This is a genomic window from Nocardioides sp. NPDC127514, from assembly GCF_040302125.1.
In the GTDB taxonomy this organism is placed as follows: Bacteria; Actinomycetota; Actinomycetes; order Propionibacteriales; family Nocardioidaceae; genus Nocardioides.
Window position 1 is genome coordinate 141,897 of record NZ_JBEORF010000002.1, and the last position, 14,729, is coordinate 156,625.

Consider the following 14,729-nt stretch of genomic DNA (forward strand, 5'->3'; position numbering starts at 1 on the left):
CCGCTCCGGGGCATCAGTAGGTCACTTCCTGCGATCGTCTGCGGATGGTCGAGACCAGGTCGCGCTGGTTGCCGGTCGGGCCGAGGTAGTTGAACGTGTAGGAGAGCTGGGCGTAGCCGCCGATCAGATGGGTCGGCTTGACGAGAAGCTGGGTCACGGAGTTGTGGATGCCGCCACGTCTTCCGGTCGCCTCCGAGAGGGGTACGTCGATGGTGCGCTCCTGGGCGTGGTGGACGTAGACGACCCCCTCGGGCATTCGGTGGGAGACGATCGCGCGCCCGACCAGCACGCCGTTGGCGTTGGTGGCCTCCACCCAGTCGTTGTCGCGGACGTCGATGGCGTCGGCGTCCTGCGGGGACATCCACACCGTCGGGCCGCCGCGGGAGAGGGAGAGCATCAGCAGGTTGTCCTGGTACTCGGAATGGATCGACCACTTCGAGTGCGGCGTCAGATACCTCACCGTGACCTGCGCGGACCCGTCCGCGCCGAGCCGGGGCTCGCCGAAGAGACGGTGCATGTCGAGCGGTGGCCGGTAGATCGGCAGCCCCTCGCCGAGGTCGGTGATCCAGTCGTGGTCGAGATAGAAGTGCATCCGGCCGGTCAGGGTGTGGAAGGGCTTGAGCCGCTCGATGTTGACCGTGAACGGTGCGTACCGGCGCCCGCCGGTCTCCGAGCCCGACCACTCCGGGCTGGTGATCACGGGCACCGGTGCCGACTGCGTCATCGCGAAGGTGATCCGCTTCTCCTCCGAACCCTCGGCCAGGTCGGCGAGCCGCTTGCCGACGCGGGTCTCCAGATCGCGGAAGCCCTGCACCGCGAGCTCACCGTTGGTGGTGCCGGACAGCAGCAGGATCGCCTCGGCCATCCGCTCGTCGGTATCGATCGCCGGTCGCCCGGCCGCCGGCCCGCTCGGCATCACGCCGTGCTGCCGAGCCAGCCTTCGGGTCTGTTCGGCCACCCGATAGGCCACGTTCTTCACCGTGAAGCCGAGCGTGTCGGCCAGCGGCCCGACGCTGGCCAGCTTGTCGGCGATGGCGGTGTAGTCACGCTCCACCACCTGGAACAGGGGCGTGGTGGCGTACGGGTCGAGCGGGGTCTCGCCCGGGGTGTCGTGCTGCAACGGCACGCTGACCAGGTCCTTCCGGACCCCCAGATGCGTCTTCGCGAGGTCGGAGAGCTTCCGGGCCAGGCCGTGGAACAGCTCGAAGTCGGTACGCGCCTCCCAGGGCGGGTCGATCGCCGGGGAGAAGGCGTGCACGAAGGGGTGCATGTCGGTCGAGGAGAGATCGTGCTTCTCGTACCAGGTGGCCGCCGGGAAGACGACGTCGGAGAGCAGCGTCGTCGAGGTCATCCGGAAGTCGGCGCTGACCAGCAGGTCCAGCTTTCCCTCCGGCGCCTCCTCGTGCCACGCGATCGTCTCCGGTCGCGGCGTCTCGGGTGACTCGGTGCCGAGCACGTTGTGGTGCGTGCCGAGCAGCGTACGCAGGAAGTACTCGTTGCCCTTCGCGGAGGATCCGAGCAGGTTCGATCGCCAGAGCATGAGCGTGCGCGGCCACGCGGTGGGGGCGTCGATGTCGTCGATGGCGGCTTTGAGGTCGCCCGAGGCCAGGGCGGCGTTGACGTGGGCCGGGATCTCCTCGGGCGAGGAGACCGCCGCGGCCACCTCGTCGGCGACATCGAGCGAGTTGCGGTCGAACTGCGGGTAGAACGGCATCCAGCCGCGCTTGGCGGACTGGGCGATCACGTCGGCGGTGTGCCCGCGAAGATGACCCTTGGCAAGGGGCGTGGCCAGGGAGTCGGCCGAGTAGCCGTCGGTGCGCCACTGGCCGGTGTGCATGTACCAGAACGAGGTGCCGGTCATCGTGCGCGGCGGTCGCGACCAGTCCAGCCCGTTGGCCAGCGAGATCCAGCCGGTGATCGGCCGGCACTTCTCCTGGCCGACGTAGTGCGCCCAGCCGCCGCCGTTGCGGCCCATCGCGCCGGTCAGGATCAGCAGCGCCAGGATCGACCGGTAGGTCGTGTCGCCGTGGAACCACTGGCAGATCCCGGCACCCATGATGATCATCGACCGCCCCTGCGACTGCGCCGAGTTCGTGGCCAGCTCGCGAGCGATGCGCGCGCACTTCTCGGCCGGCACCGAGGTGACCTCCTCGGCCCACGCCGGTGTGTAGGGCACGCTCGCGTCGTCGTAGCCGCTCGGCCACTCTCCCGGCAGTCCCGCCCTGGCCACGCCGTACTGGGCGAGCATGAGGTCGAAGACCGTGGTGACCAGGTGGTCGCCGACCCGGCGGGCAGGTACGCCGCGGCGCATCACCTCGCCGGAGCCGTCGGGCTGCGTGAAGGCGGGCAGGAGCACCTCGACCGGCTCGTCGCCGATCATCGTGAGCCGCGGGGTGATGCCGTCGAGATCGAGGTTCCATCTGCCCACACCGGAGTCGGCGTAGCGGAACCCCATCGACCCGTTCGGCACGACCGGCTCGCCGGTGGTGTCCATCACCACCGTCTTCCATCTCGCCTCGGGTGCATCGTCGCCGAGGTCGGTCGCGGTGAGGAACCGGCCCGGGACGTACGCCCCGTCGTGCGCCTCCAGACGCACCAGGTGCGGCAGGTCGGTGTAGGTCCGCACGTACGACTCGAAGAACGGGGTGGTCCCGTCGACGAAGAACTCCTTCAGGATGACGTGGCCCATCGCCATCGCGAGCGCCCCGTCGGTGCCCGCGTGCGGGCGGAGCCACTCGTCGGCGAACTTGGTGTTGTCGGCGTAGTCGGGGCTGACCGAGACCACCTTGGTGCCGCGGTAGCGCACCTCCGCCATCCAGTGGGCGTCGGGCGTGCGGGTCACGGGAACGTTGGAGCCCCACATCATCAGGTACGTCGCGTCCCACCAGTCACCGGACTCGGGCACGTCGGTCTGGTCCCCGAACACCTGCGGGCTGGCCACGGGAAGGTCGGCGTACCAGTCGTAGAAGCTCGTCATCACCCCGCCGATCAGCTGGGTGTAACGCGTGCCGACGCAGTGGGAGACCATCGACATCGCCGGGATCGGGGAGAAGCCGATGTTGCGGTCGGGCCCGTGGGCCTTGATCGTGTGCACCTGCGCGGCGGCGACCATCTCGGTCGCCTCCTCCCAGCCGACCCGCACGAAGCCGCCCTTGCCGCGGGCGCGCTGGTAGCTGCGTCGCTTCTCCGGTTCGGCCTGGATCGAGGCCCAGGCGTCGACCGGGTCCTTCCCCTCGGCCCGCGCCTGGCGGTAGAGGTCGACCAGTACGCCGCGGGCGTAGGGATAGCGCACTCGCGTGGGGGAGTAGGTGTACCAGGAGAACGCGGCGCCCCGGGGGCAGCCGCGGGGCTCGTACTCAGGCCGGTCCGGGCCGACGCTCGGATAGTCGGTCTCCTGGGTCTCCCAGGTGATGATGCCGTCCTTGACGTACACCTTCCACGAGCACGAGCCCGTGCAGTTGACTCCGTGGGTGGACCTGACCACCTTGTCGTGGCTCCACCGGTCCCGGTAGAACACGTCGCCCTGACGGCCGCCGCGACGGAAGACGGCCCGCCCGTCCTCGCTCTCCTCCCATCGGGTGAAGAACCTCCCTGCCTTGAGCAGGGCCTGCGACGCCGTACCCGCGATGTCGGTCACCTCTTTACCTTGCGACCGTCGGCATCGTCAGGACAAGGACTTTCGGCCCGGAACCGGCCCCCGTTGGGCGAGGCCCTCTCGTGGCGGTGTCGCCGAACATCGACTCGTACGCGACCGCTGCTGGCATCTGGCTCACGTCCTTCCACCGGCCGCGCCCTTCGCCTCTGCCAGTGGCACCAGCCTTGATTCGTACGCCTGCGCGCCGGCAGTGGCTCACGTCCCTCACCGGAGGACCTTGGTCCGATGCCGTCGCCATCCGAAGGACGCTCGCCTGTGCTGCTCGACCTACTCCCGAGCCGGTGCGATGCCTCCAGCCAAAGCGGTGTGAGGCTCGATCCGGGAGGGAGCCTGGGCGGCCAGGGCGCGGCGGAGCCGGGCGATCGGCCCTGGGCTGTCGATGCCGACCGCGCCCACCTCGATGCCGTCTCGCCGATACACGATGAACCCGGGCTCGCGCTCCTCCTCGTCGGCGGCTGTGGTCTCGCCGACGACCTGGATCCGGTGCCCGTGCCAGGTCGACCAGGCGAAGGGGACGGAGGTGAAGAGCTCGCCGGCTCCGGCGGCGTTCGCGCCGGCCACCCGACCCTGCTCGCCGGCGGCGGTCCAGTGCTCGCTGCGCTCGCCGTCGACGCACGCCACGTCGCCCGCGGCCCAGACCTCGGGTGCGCTGGTGGCGAGGCTGCGGTCGCAGAGAACCCCGCCTGAGCGTGGATCCAGGGCGACGTTGCTGCCGGCGAGCCACGCCGTCGCCGGGCGGGCGCCGATCCCCAGGACCACGGCGTCGGTCGTCAAGGTCTCGCCGGTGCTCAGCTCGACCTCGTCGACACCACGCTCGGAGGTGCGTACGCCGGACACGGTCGTCCTGGTCAGCAGCCTGACGCCGGCGTCGGCGTGCAGCCCCATCAGCAGCGCGGCCGCGAGCGGCCCGACCGCACGCTCCAGCGGACGGCCGCTCGCCTCGACGACAGTGACCTCGATGCCGCGGGCGCGGGCGGCCGAGGCGATCTCCGAGCCGATGAACCCGGCCCCGAGGATCACGACCCGGCGCGAGCGGGCCAGGGAGGCACGAACGGCGAGCGCGTCGTCGTAGCGACGCAGCACATGTACGCCGGGGAGTCCGGTCAGCCCCGGCAGGGTCGTCGTCGCGCTGCCGGTGGCGATCACGAGCGCGTCGTAGCCGAGCTCTCCGGCGCTGGTGGTCACCGTCCGGCCCTCGGTGTCGAGGCCGTGGACCCGGACCCCGGACAGATGGCGCACCCGCAGCTGCTCGACCACCTCGCTCGACCGCAGCACCGGCACACCGGGTGGCTCCTCGCTGAGGAGCGCTGCCTTCGACAGCGGCGGCCGGTCGTAGGGCGGGTGCGGCTCGTCGCCGACGATCGTGATCGGTCCGGACCAGCCGGCTCCGCGCGCACCCTCGGCCGCGCGGAGCCCGGCCAGGCCGGCACCGACGATCAGGAGATGACGGTCAGGGAGAGTGGACATGCTCACCCCTTGAAGCGGAGCGCGGAGACCGGGCAGGAGTCGATGGCGGCCCGGACGTACCCACGGTCGGACTCGGGCACGTCGGAGGTGAGGACCTCGACCAGGCCGTCGTCGCCGACCTGGAAGTAGTCGTCGGCCTGGGTCTCGCACATCCCGATGCCCTCGCAGATCGCTTTGTCCGCTTCGATGGCGCTCATCGCGCTGCCTCCTTCAGGTCGTGGTCCTTCAGCGGGATGAAGTCGACCTTCTCGCGTACGCCGCAGTCCGGGCAGCACCAGTCGTCGGGGATGTCGCGCCAGGCGGTGCCGGCCGCGAAGCCCTCGAGCTCGTTGCCGACCGCGACCTCGTAGACGTAGCCGCAGCCGGGGCAGCGGCCGGCGGCGACCTCGTCGTCGAAGCTCTGCCGGGTGATGTCGCCGAGCTCCTCGGCGGGCGCCTCGGTGGTCGGCGGCGGGAAGGTGGCGAGCAGCTTGTCGAGCCGGCCGGGGCGGACGTTGGCGAGGCGTACGTCGCCGTCGAAGTGCGCGACCACGCGCTTGTCCATCACCCGGCGCCACAGCGGCGGGACGAGGGCCAGCACGATCATCCCGGCGTAGCCGGTCGGCAGGGCCGGGGACTCCCGGTAGTCCCGCAGGGTCTGGTAGCGGCGGGTCGGGTTGGCGTGGTGGTCGCTGTGCCGCTGGAGGTGGTAGAGCAGCACGTTGGTCGCGATGTTGTTGGAGTTCCACGAGTGCATCGGCAGCACCCGCTCGTAGCGCCCCGACGTGGTCTTCTGCCGCAGCATCCCGTAGTGCTCCAGGTAGTTCACGATCTCCAGCAGGGAGAAGCCGATGACGGCCTGGAGGACGAGGTAGGGCAGGATCCCGACGCCCAGCCACAGCGTCATCGCGGTCCACAGGGCCACGCTCATCAGCCAGGCGTTGAGGACGTCGTTGCCGAGGTGGAACGGGTGGGTGCCCTTGCGGCGGTAGCGCTTGGCCTCCAGGTCCCAGGCGCTCCGGAGCGACCCGGACACGGTGCGGAACCAGAACGTGTAGAGGTTCTCGCCCATCCGGGAGGAGGCCGGGTCCTCGGGGGTCGCGACGCGGACGTGGTGGCCGCGGTTGTGCTCGATGTAGAAGTGGCCGTAGAAGCTCTGCGCGAGGGCGATCTTCGACAGCCAGCGCTCGTGGCTCTCTCGCTTGTGGCCGAGCTCGTGGGCGGTGTTGATGCCGATGCCGCCGATGAAGCCGATGGTGAGGGCCAGGCCGATCTTGTGCGCGAGCGGCCACTCCTGGGTCGCGATCAGGTACATCGCGAAGGCGAACCCGGCGTACTGGATCGGCAGGAACGCGAAGGTGATGTAGCGGTAGTAGCGGTCCTCCTCGAGCTCCTCGATGATGTCGTCGGGCGGGTTGGAGCGGTCCAGGCCGGCCGCGAAGTCGATGGCCGGGACCACGAGGAGCACCACGATCGGCCCCGTCCACAGGAACACGCCCCAGCCGGTCAGCGCGTAGCCGCCCACGGCGATGAAGGCGAAGGACGGGACCACGAGCCCGAGGAGCCACAGGTAGCGCTTCCGGTCCCGCCACGTCGTCGTGGAGCCCCGGTCGACGGTGCCGCTGGCGTCGAGTGTCATCTGCTGCCTCCTGTGAGGTCGGTTACGTCTCCTGTCAGAATGGACGTACGCAGCAGGGAAGTCTCTGGCCGATCAGGCCGAATCGCTCACGGATTACTGTGAATATTCACAGTCGTCGCCGCAGGAAGGCGTCGTGGTAGTCGAGCGCCAGGAGCAGGTCGCCGGCCCGCTCGCGCGGCGGGCGGCCGAGCAGCCGCTCGGCCTGGGCGAGGCGGTAGCGGATGGTGTTCTTGTGGATGCCGAGCCGCTCGGCGAGCCGGTCCGCGGTGTCGGCCGAGGTGAGCACCTCGCGCACGGTCTCGCGCAGGCGCTCGTGCGAGGGGTCGGCCAGGCCGCGCAGCGTGGTGCGGGTGAACCGTTCGGCGGCGGCCGGGTCGTGGGCGACCAGGACCAGGGCGGCCACGTCGTCGTAGACCGTCACCGCCTGCTGCCGCCCGGGCGCCAGCGCGACCCGCTGGGCCGCGAGAGCGTCCCGGTGCGCCGCGACGAAGCCGTCGAGACCCCCTCCACCGACACCGACGGTCACCCGCACGGAGCCGGCGTCGATGCCGGTCCGGTCGAGGGTCTCGGGCCGTTCCCCCTGGGCGATCCAGGCCCACACCTCTCGGCCGCCGGGCCGCACCAGGACCGACCGGGGGTGGCCCGGCTGGCGGGCGATCAGGCCGATCGCGGGCTCGAGCTGCTCGATGGCGTCGGCGGTGAGCGCATGCGCGACCAGCGCGACGTGCCCGGGGATGTTGATGGGGTGACCGTCGAGGGCGGCGGACAGCTCGGCGGGCGAGACGCTGCGGTCGCCGAGCGCCTGGGAGACCATCTCGAAGCGGCGAGCGTCCCCGCGCTGACGGATCCGGTCGGTCTCGGTCTGGTGGAGCAGCACCGACTGCTCGACCGAGGAGCCGAACCATGCGGTCGCCTTCGTCCAGAACCAGACCAGCAGGCCTGCCCGGTCGAGGTCGCTCGGAGCCTCCTCGACGATCTGCACCGCGAAGTCCCAGCTCGCCTCCTGGGCGCGCTGGTAGATCTTGAGCAGCAGCGGAAGACCGAGATGGCGGCGCGCGATCTCGAGCGCCACCGTGCGCGCGGTCGGGACCAGCTCGAACGGTCCTGCCGGCAGGGTGAGGCGGTCCAGGAAGGCGTACCAGTGCTCTTCGACTGCCTTCAGGAGGAGGGGCCTGAGGTCGGCCAGGTCGATCTCGCCGTCCGCGAGGATCGCATCCGCGGTCGACGCTGCCCAGCGGGCGACCTCCTCGGGCCGGCGCTGCTCGGCGGCGAACGACGTCACCCAGGCATCGAGCTCGGTCATCGCGTTCACCTCTTCTGCCCTGGGCGTCGGATGCCAGGGCAGTGTACAAATCCGGGAACCGAGGCGAGCCGCGCCGGGCGGTCAGGAGGGCATCGGCAGCACGTCGACCGGACAGTCCGCCTCACGGAGGAGGGCGCGGGTCACGCCGCCCAGGTGCGGGAACGCGTTGAGGTGCGAGGCCCGTCCGACGACGATCAACCGGGCGGTCTCGCTGGCCGCGACCAGCGCGTCCGCGGGGCCCTCGGCGAGCACCTGGCCCTCGAGCCGAGCCGGCGGGGTCCCTCCATCCTGCGCCCGGGCGCGCTGGATCAGGTCGGCCACGTACGTCTCCTCGCGCGTGGTCCATTCCCGGGTCATGGTGTGGTCGGCCAGCTCGGCGTGGAGTGCCATCAGGTCGAGGCCGTGGAGGGCCGTGACCGGCTCGTCCATCCGGCCCGCCTCGTCCAGGGCGTAGTCCAGCACGTCGTCGTCGGTCTTGTCGTGGCCGACGCCGGCGACCACTGCGGTACGTCCCTCCGCCGACCAGCCCTCGGGCACCACGGTGACGGGGCAGTGGGCGTGACCGGCGACGCGTGCGGAGACGGACCCGGTGAAGACCCTGCGGGTACGGGAGATCCGCCGGCGCTGGAGGACGACCCGGTGCGCGTTCTCGGACTCCTTGATCAGGACGTGTGCGGCATGACCGCGCAACAGCTCGCCGGAGACCTCGACCGCCTCGCCGACGACCTCGCGGGCGCGAGAGACGGCCTCGTGGAGCCGCTGCTCGGCGAGCCGCCCGACACCGGAGTCGTCGATGATCATCGACTGCGGCTGCATCGCTCCAGGGAGGCCGAGGATCGGATCTCCGAAGACGACGTTGGCCTGGAACACGTAGACCAGGCGCAGCGGGCGGCCGCAGCTCACGGCCAGCAGGGCAGCCTGCTCGATCAGCGCGGTCTCCGTCGACGGGTCGAGGATGCCGACGAGGACGGGCGCGGTGGAGACAGGGGCGGTGGGCGTGCTCATGCCATCACGCACACGTGGTCGCCGGTGAGGCCGTGGAACCCCCGGGTGCCTGCCCGGGTTGTGCGTGCCGTCGTCAGGACTCGCTTCATGGTGAGATCACTCCTCGGAGATCGGTGAGAGTTCTGGTCGGTTGATGCGCACCCGGGTGACGCCGGCGACCGTCGCCGCGGCGGTCTCGGCCAGGGCTCGCTCCTTCGGCGTCGCCGGCCCTGTCATCGCGGCGCACCCGTTGGCGACGACGACGAGCCAGTCGGGATGGCCGAGCTCGCTGACGAGCTCCGAGAGCTCCTGCTCCAACGCCTCGTCGTCCCGCGCCAGGGCGCGGGCCACGTCGCTGCGGCTGATGACGCCGACCAGGAGGTCGTCGTCGTCGAGGACCGGCAGGCTCTTCAGCGACCGCTCGGCCATGGTGTCGACGACGACGGACACCTCGGCGTTGTCGCGTACCGCGACGGTCACCGAGCTCATCACGTCCTCGACGTGTGCCGGAGGCTGATCCGTCTCGGAGGCGGGTGGGCGCACGTGCGCGCGGGGATCGGGCAGGACCCGGTCGCGGATCAGGTCGATCTCGGCCACGATTCCGCAGACCCGGCCCGCGGACGTCACCACCGGCATCGCGGTGATCCGATGGTCACGGAGCTGCGCGAGCGCCACCTTGACGGGGGTGCGCCGGCGTACCGTGACGGGGGACGTCGTCATGATCTCTCGGACGAGCATGGTCATCACCTCTGGGAGTGCTCGTAAGTCATGACACGAGCCTGACTCCGGGAGCCCTGGCGTTCATGTGCGCAAGGTCCCGGACCGGCCAGACCTTCGGCCTACCCCGTCCCTGCGTCCCGGACCTAGGTCCTTGGCTCGCGGCACCGATGACCCTGACGCGCATCGTGAACCACGGGGAGATTGGAAGCATCGCCGGACGCGCGCCGAGTCCCCGAGGAGGGAACATGACCAAGCATGACCGGATCCTGGTCGGCATCGACGGAGGAGAGGGCGGCAGGGCCGCCCTTCGCCATGCCACAGAGCAGGCCCGCCGGAGCGGGGCCGACCTGTGGCTCGTCCACGTGATCGATCTCGCCATCGCCACGGGGGTCTTCTACCCGTACGGCTACTCGGGGCTGGCGGACCAGATACGTGAGGCCGGCACCGGCATCCTGGCTCGCGCGGAGAAGGCGGTGGCCAAGCACATCGGTGCCGACCGGGTGACGACGACGCTCCGCGACGGGGGAGTGGCCGCCGAGCTCGTCCACGCGGCCGCCGACGCCGCGATGGTGGTCCTCGGCGACGAGCGCCACCTCAGCCTGGCGCGCGTCGTGACCGGATCGGTGACCGGCAAGGTCGCCTCGCGCGCGCCGGTGCCGGTCGTCGTCGTGCCGACCGCGTGGACGGCCGTCCCGGACACCCACCGGGTGGTCGTCGCCGTCGCGGACTGCGACGCCTCCACCGAGCTCGTCGCCCGGGCGCTGCGAGAGGCGGCGGACCGCGATGGCGAGCTGGTGGTCGCTCACGCCTGGGAGGTGCCGGCCGTCTACTACGAGACGACCCTGGGACAGCTGGACGCGGCGGGCTGGGAGGCGGACGCACGCCGCCGCCTGGCGAAGACCGTCGAGCGGGCACGGCGCTTGGTCCCGTACGCCGTGGGCACCGAGGTCCGGATCGAGATCCACCGGGGTCAGGCCGCCCAGGTCCTCACCCAGGCGTCGAGGGGCGCGGATCTCCTGGTCGTCGCCAGACGCGGTCGCGCCTTCCCGCTGCGCCGCCTGGGTGGCACCGGCCACGCCCTGATGCGGGAGTCTGCCTGCCCCGTCGAGGTGGTGCCGCCCGCTGTCGAGGTGCACGACGAGAGCGTCGTGATCGACCATCCCGCTGACCGGGAGCACGAGGCGGCACGGTGAGCGCGAAGAGGTGGCCCCGGAAGGAGTCGCAGCCGGCTGTTGTCGATGGCCTGATGCGCGACGGCACGATCGCGGGCATCCGCGATGCGGTACTCGTGGATCGGGAGCGCCTGGTCGAGCTGCACGACGAGCTCTCGGACCTCGGCCGCTACCGGCGCTTCTTCCACGTCGGTCACCTCGATGCTGTGCGGTTCGTCGACGACCTCCTGCCCCGGCTGGGCCGCGGCGAGGCGATCGCGAAGGTAGCCGTGGTCGACGGGCGGGTCGTGGCGCTGGCCAGCTGCACGAGGACCGAGACCGGCGGGGAGGCCGAGCTGGCCCTGGTCGTCGCGGACCGCTTCGCCGAGAACGGCCTGGCCACCCTGCTCCTCGAGCACCTGGCCGTCGCCGCGACCGAGGCGGAGGTGACGGAGTTCGTCTCCTACCTGCTGGCAGACAACGCCCCAGCCTTCGACGTCATGCGGGACTCCGGATTCGAGCTCACCGCGGTGCCCCATCAGGACACCGTCGAGGTCCGCTTCCCCGTGCGGCTCACCGAGCGCGTGCTGGAGGCGATGATCGAACGCGAGCAGGAGGCCGACGCCGCCTCCCTCGGCGCGGTGCTGCGGCCGCGGTCGGTCGCGGTGATCGGCGCCGGCCGGCGCGATGAGAACCCCGGCCACCAGGTCGTCCGCAACCTGCGGCGCGCCGGCTTCACCGGAACCGTCCACCCGATCAACCCGCACTGCGACTACCTGCTCGGCCTCAGGTGCCATCGCTCGATCCTCGAGGTCGCGCCCGTCGACCTGGCGGTCATCGCGGTGCCTGCGGCCGAGGTGCTCGAGGTCGTGCGTGAATGCGCCCGTGCCGGCGTACGCGACCTGGTGATCCTCTCCAGCGGCTTCGCCGAAGCGGGTGCGGACGGACGACGTCTTCAGGACGAGATCCTCACGGTCGCCCGCAGAGCCGGGATGCGGGTGGTGGGCCCCAACTGCCTCGGTATCGCCAACACCGACCCCGAGGTACGCCTGGACGCGACGTTCTCGCCCATGACCGTCGGTCGTGGCCGGGTGGCGATGATGGTGCAGTCCGGCGCGGTGGGTATCGCTGCGCTGCAGCGGGCCGACGACCTGGGTCTCGGTGTGTCGAGCTTCATCTCCGCCGGCAACAAGGCCGACATCAGCGGCAACGACCTGCTCATGTACGCCGCGGAGGACGACGCGACCGACGTCGTCGCGCTCTACCTGGAGTCGTTCGGCAACCCGCGCAAGTTCTCCCGGCTGGCGAGGCGCCTGGCCGTGCGCAAGCCGATCGTCGCGCTGGTCGGCGGCAGCAGCCGGACCGGCCGGCGTGCCGCGGTCGATCACACCGCCTCGGCGGTGACCTCGTCGGCCGCTGTGGAGGCGCTGTTCGAACAGTGCGGTGTGATCGGTGTGGACGGCCTCGAACAGATGCTGCAGACCACCAGCGTGCTGGCGAACCAGCCGCTGCCCGGTGGTCGCCGGGTCGGGATCGTCAGCAACGCCGGTGGCGCCGGCGTCCTCGCTGCTGACGCCTGCGAGGGTGCCGGGCTTCGACTGACTGCGCTGAGCGAGGAGACGACGGCCAGGATCCGCGAGATCGTGCCGGACGCGTCGTCGGTGCAGATGCCGATCGACCTGGGCTCGGGAATCGGCTGGGAGGCCTATGCCGAGGTGGTCTCGACGATCGCCCGCAGCGGTGAGGTGGACATGCTGATCGCGCTGCGTACGCCCCTACCCGCGCTCTCCTATGCCGCCCTCGCGCGTGCGCTGCGCACGGCGTTGCGCACGGTCCCGGGAGAGGCGAGCCCGCCGGTCACGACCGTCGCCGTCATGCTGGATCCCCACGGTCCCGGCCGGCCGATCAGCGCCGGGGAGCACCACGTGCCCGTCTTCGCGTTCCCCGAGGAGGCCGCGCGTGCCCTCGGACCGATCGTCGGGTACGCGGAGTGGCGGGCCCAGCCGCGCCGCCCCGCGGCCGAGGCCGCCTCCGGCAGCCGCGAGGTGGCTCGCGACGTCGTCGTCCGCGCGCTGCGGACGGCACCGGAGGGCTGCCGGCTGGCGGCCCCCGACGTGCGACAGCTGCTCGCTGCGTACGGGATCGGCGTGCTGCCGAGCGTGCTCGCCGACGGCGCGGAGGAGGCCGTCGACGCGGCCGAGTGGCTGGGCTACCCGGTCGTGGTCAAGCTGGCCGATCCCGAGGTCGCCCATCGCACCGACGTGGGTGGCGTACGCACCGGGCTCGGCAATCCCGACGAGGTGCGCGTCGCGGCGCACGAGGTGCTCCGGGTGCCGGGCGAACACGCCGGTCTGCTCGTCCAGCGCCAGGTCTCGGCCGGGGTCGAGCTCATCGCCGGTGTCGTGCAGGACCCGGTCTTCGGACCGCTGGTGATGGTCGGCTACGGCGGCGCGTACACCGAGCTGATCGGCGACCGCAGCTTCCGGCTCACCCCGCTCAACCGGGCCGACGCCGCCGCGGCGCTCGCGGAGCTGCGTACGGCGCCGCTGCTCGCCGGCTACCGCGGCGCGCCACCGGCCGACGCGGGCGCCGTCGAGCATCTCCTGGTCACCCTCGGTCGCCTCGCCGACGACTTCCCCGAGATCGCCGAGATCGACCTCGATCCCGTGATCGTGCACGAGCGCGGCGTCTCGGTCGTCGACGCGAAGGTCCGGCTGCACCCGGCTCCGCCGGCCACCGCCTCCGACCTGAGAAGCCTGCGCCCACCGGTCGGGCCGAGTGCGGGCACCTGATGGCGACGATGCGCGGGTGGCGGACGACCGGCGACGGTCGGCTGTCGAGCGGCGAGTTCGATGTGCCCGAGCCGGCGTCGGGGGAGGTTCTGATCGGGGTCGAGGCGTGCGCGGTGTGCCGGACGGACCTGCACGTCGTCGACGGCGACCTGCCGCGGCACCGGAGCCCGGTGGTGCCGGGCCACGAGATCGTTGGCCGGGTCCTCGCCGGGTTCGACCACGAGGCCGACGGGCCTCGCGTCGGCACTCGGGTCGGGGTGCCGTGGCTGCGCTCCACCTGTGGCCGCTGCCGATGGTGCCGTTCCGGTCGGGAGAACCTCTGCGAGCGGTCTCGCTACACCGGCTGGGACGCCGATGGCGGCTATGCCGAGTACGCCGTCGCGCCGGCCGCCTACGTCTACCGGATACCGGACGCGCTGGAGCCGTTCCAGGCCGCGCCGCTGCTGTGCGCGGGGATCATCGGCTACCGCGCGCTGCGGCGCGCGGCACTCCCTCCGGGAGGACGGCTGGGTCTGTACGGATTCGGGGCCAGTGCCCACCTGACCGCGCAGATCGCGATCCGCCAGGGCGCGGAGGTCCACGTCGTCACCCGCGGCGATCCCGCGCGCCGGCTCGCACTCGACCTCGGCGCCGTGACCGCCGTCGAGCCCGGTCGTGCGGTTCCGCCGCTCGACTCGGCGATCGTGTTCGCCCCGTCCGGAGAGGTCGTACGTGAGGCTCTCGCCGCGCTGGACGCTGCGGGAACCTGCGCCGTGGCCGGCATCCACCTCTCCGACATCCCACCGCTCGACTACCAGCACCAGCTCTTCCGCGAGCGCACGCTCACCAGCGTCACCTCGAACACCCGCGCCGACGGGGTGGAGCTCTTCAGGCTCGCCGGCCGGCTCGACGTCCGCGCCGAGGTCACGCCGTACCCGATGAGCCGGGCCGACCGGGCGCTGGCCGACCTCGCGGCAGACCGGGTGCGCGGCGTCGCGGTCCTGGACGTCACCCGCTGAGGAGGTCGTGCTGCAGCGTACGCCGGGTGGAGCCGATGGCG

10 protein-coding genes are annotated in these 14,729 nt (G+C 71.5%); 3 read left to right on the top strand and 7 right to left on the bottom strand.

The genetic code is table 11. The features are described from left to right. Positions 1-13: 13 nt before the first annotated feature. From ABTX24_RS02130 to ABTX24_RS02160, 7 genes are all read right to left on the bottom strand, one after another. Positions 14-3,637, bottom strand: a complete 3,624-nt coding sequence (locus ABTX24_RS02130; protein ID WP_350837112.1) for a nitrate reductase subunit alpha — start codon at positions 3,635-3,637, stop codon at positions 14-16. A 285-nt stretch (positions 3,638-3,922) separates the two neighbouring features. Continuing rightward, the gene (locus tag ABTX24_RS02135) at positions 3,923-5,122 is read right to left on the bottom strand and encodes an NAD(P)/FAD-dependent oxidoreductase (protein WP_350837114.1); all 1,200 of its coding nucleotides are present in this window, start codon (positions 5,120-5,122) and stop codon (positions 3,923-3,925) included. A 2-nt stretch (positions 5,123-5,124) separates the two neighbouring features. Beyond that, the gene (locus tag ABTX24_RS02140; RefSeq protein WP_350717053.1) at positions 5,125-5,319 is read right to left on the bottom strand and encodes a ferredoxin; all 195 of its coding nucleotides are present in this window, start codon (positions 5,317-5,319) and stop codon (positions 5,125-5,127) included. Then, positions 5,316-6,740 carry a fatty acid desaturase gene (locus tag ABTX24_RS02145; protein WP_350837116.1) on the bottom strand — a complete coding sequence of 475 codons (1,425 nt, stop codon included), beginning with the start codon at positions 6,738-6,740 and terminating at the stop codon, positions 5,316-5,318. Before ABTX24_RS02145 ends, ABTX24_RS02140 begins: the two co-directional genes overlap by 4 nt. Before the next feature lie 106 nt (positions 6,741-6,846). Beyond that, positions 6,847-8,043, bottom strand: coding sequence for a helix-turn-helix domain-containing protein (locus ABTX24_RS02150; RefSeq protein WP_350837118.1), 1,197 nt, complete (start codon positions 8,041-8,043; stop codon positions 6,847-6,849). A gap of 81 nt (positions 8,044-8,124) precedes the next feature. Then, positions 8,125-9,048: a universal stress protein gene (locus ABTX24_RS02155; protein ID WP_350837120.1), complete on the bottom strand. Its 924-nt coding sequence runs from the start codon at positions 9,046-9,048 to the stop codon at positions 8,125-8,127. Between the two features lie 96 nt (positions 9,049-9,144). Continuing rightward, the gene (locus ABTX24_RS02160; protein WP_160023983.1) at positions 9,145-9,765 is read right to left on the bottom strand and encodes a CBS domain-containing protein; all 621 of its coding nucleotides are present in this window, start codon (positions 9,763-9,765) and stop codon (positions 9,145-9,147) included. Positions 9,766-9,992: 227 nt separating this feature from the next. On the opposite strand from ABTX24_RS02160, the gene ABTX24_RS02165 reads away from it, so the two are divergent. The 3 genes from ABTX24_RS02165 to ABTX24_RS02175 are packed head-to-tail and all read left to right on the top strand — an operon-like array spanning position 9,993 to position 14,688. Next, positions 9,993-10,940 (top strand): universal stress protein, encoded by a 948-nt coding sequence (locus ABTX24_RS02165; protein WP_350837122.1) that lies wholly within the window; start codon positions 9,993-9,995, stop codon positions 10,938-10,940. After that, on the top strand, positions 10,937-13,690 hold the full coding sequence (locus ABTX24_RS02170; protein ID WP_350837123.1) for a bifunctional acetate--CoA ligase family protein/GNAT family N-acetyltransferase: 2,754 nt from the start codon (positions 10,937-10,939) through the stop codon (positions 13,688-13,690). Before ABTX24_RS02165 ends, ABTX24_RS02170 begins: the two co-directional genes overlap by 4 nt. Beyond that, positions 13,690-14,688: a zinc-binding alcohol dehydrogenase family protein gene (locus ABTX24_RS02175; protein WP_350837124.1), complete on the top strand. Its 999-nt coding sequence runs from the start codon at positions 13,690-13,692 to the stop codon at positions 14,686-14,688. Before ABTX24_RS02170 ends, ABTX24_RS02175 begins: the two co-directional genes overlap by 1 nt. The last annotated feature ends 41 nt before the right edge of the window (positions 14,689-14,729 follow it).

Coding starts and splice junctions, on each gene's coding strand:
- ABTX24_RS02135 (WP_350837114.1), bottom strand. CDS start 5,122: ATGTCCACTCTCCCTGACCGTCATCTCCTGATCGTCGGTGCCGGCCTG.
- ABTX24_RS02140 (WP_350717053.1), bottom strand. CDS start 5,319: ATGAGCGCCATCGAAGCGGACAAAGCGATCTGCGAGGGCATCGGGATG.
- ABTX24_RS02145 (WP_350837116.1), bottom strand. CDS start 6,740: ATGACACTCGACGCCAGCGGCACCGTCGACCGGGGCTCCACGACGACG.
- ABTX24_RS02150 (WP_350837118.1), bottom strand. CDS start 8,043: ATGACCGAGCTCGATGCCTGGGTGACGTCGTTCGCCGCCGAGCAGCGC.
- ABTX24_RS02155 (WP_350837120.1), bottom strand. CDS start 9,048: ATGAGCACGCCCACCGCCCCTGTCTCCACCGCGCCCGTCCTCGTCGGC.
- ABTX24_RS02160 (WP_160023983.1), bottom strand. CDS start 9,765: ATGCTCGTCCGAGAGATCATGACGACGTCCCCCGTCACGGTACGCCGG.
- ABTX24_RS02165 (WP_350837122.1), top strand. CDS start 9,993: ATGACCAAGCATGACCGGATCCTGGTCGGCATCGACGGAGGAGAGGGC.
- ABTX24_RS02175 (WP_350837124.1), top strand. CDS start 13,690: ATGGCGACGATGCGCGGGTGGCGGACGACCGGCGACGGTCGGCTGTCG.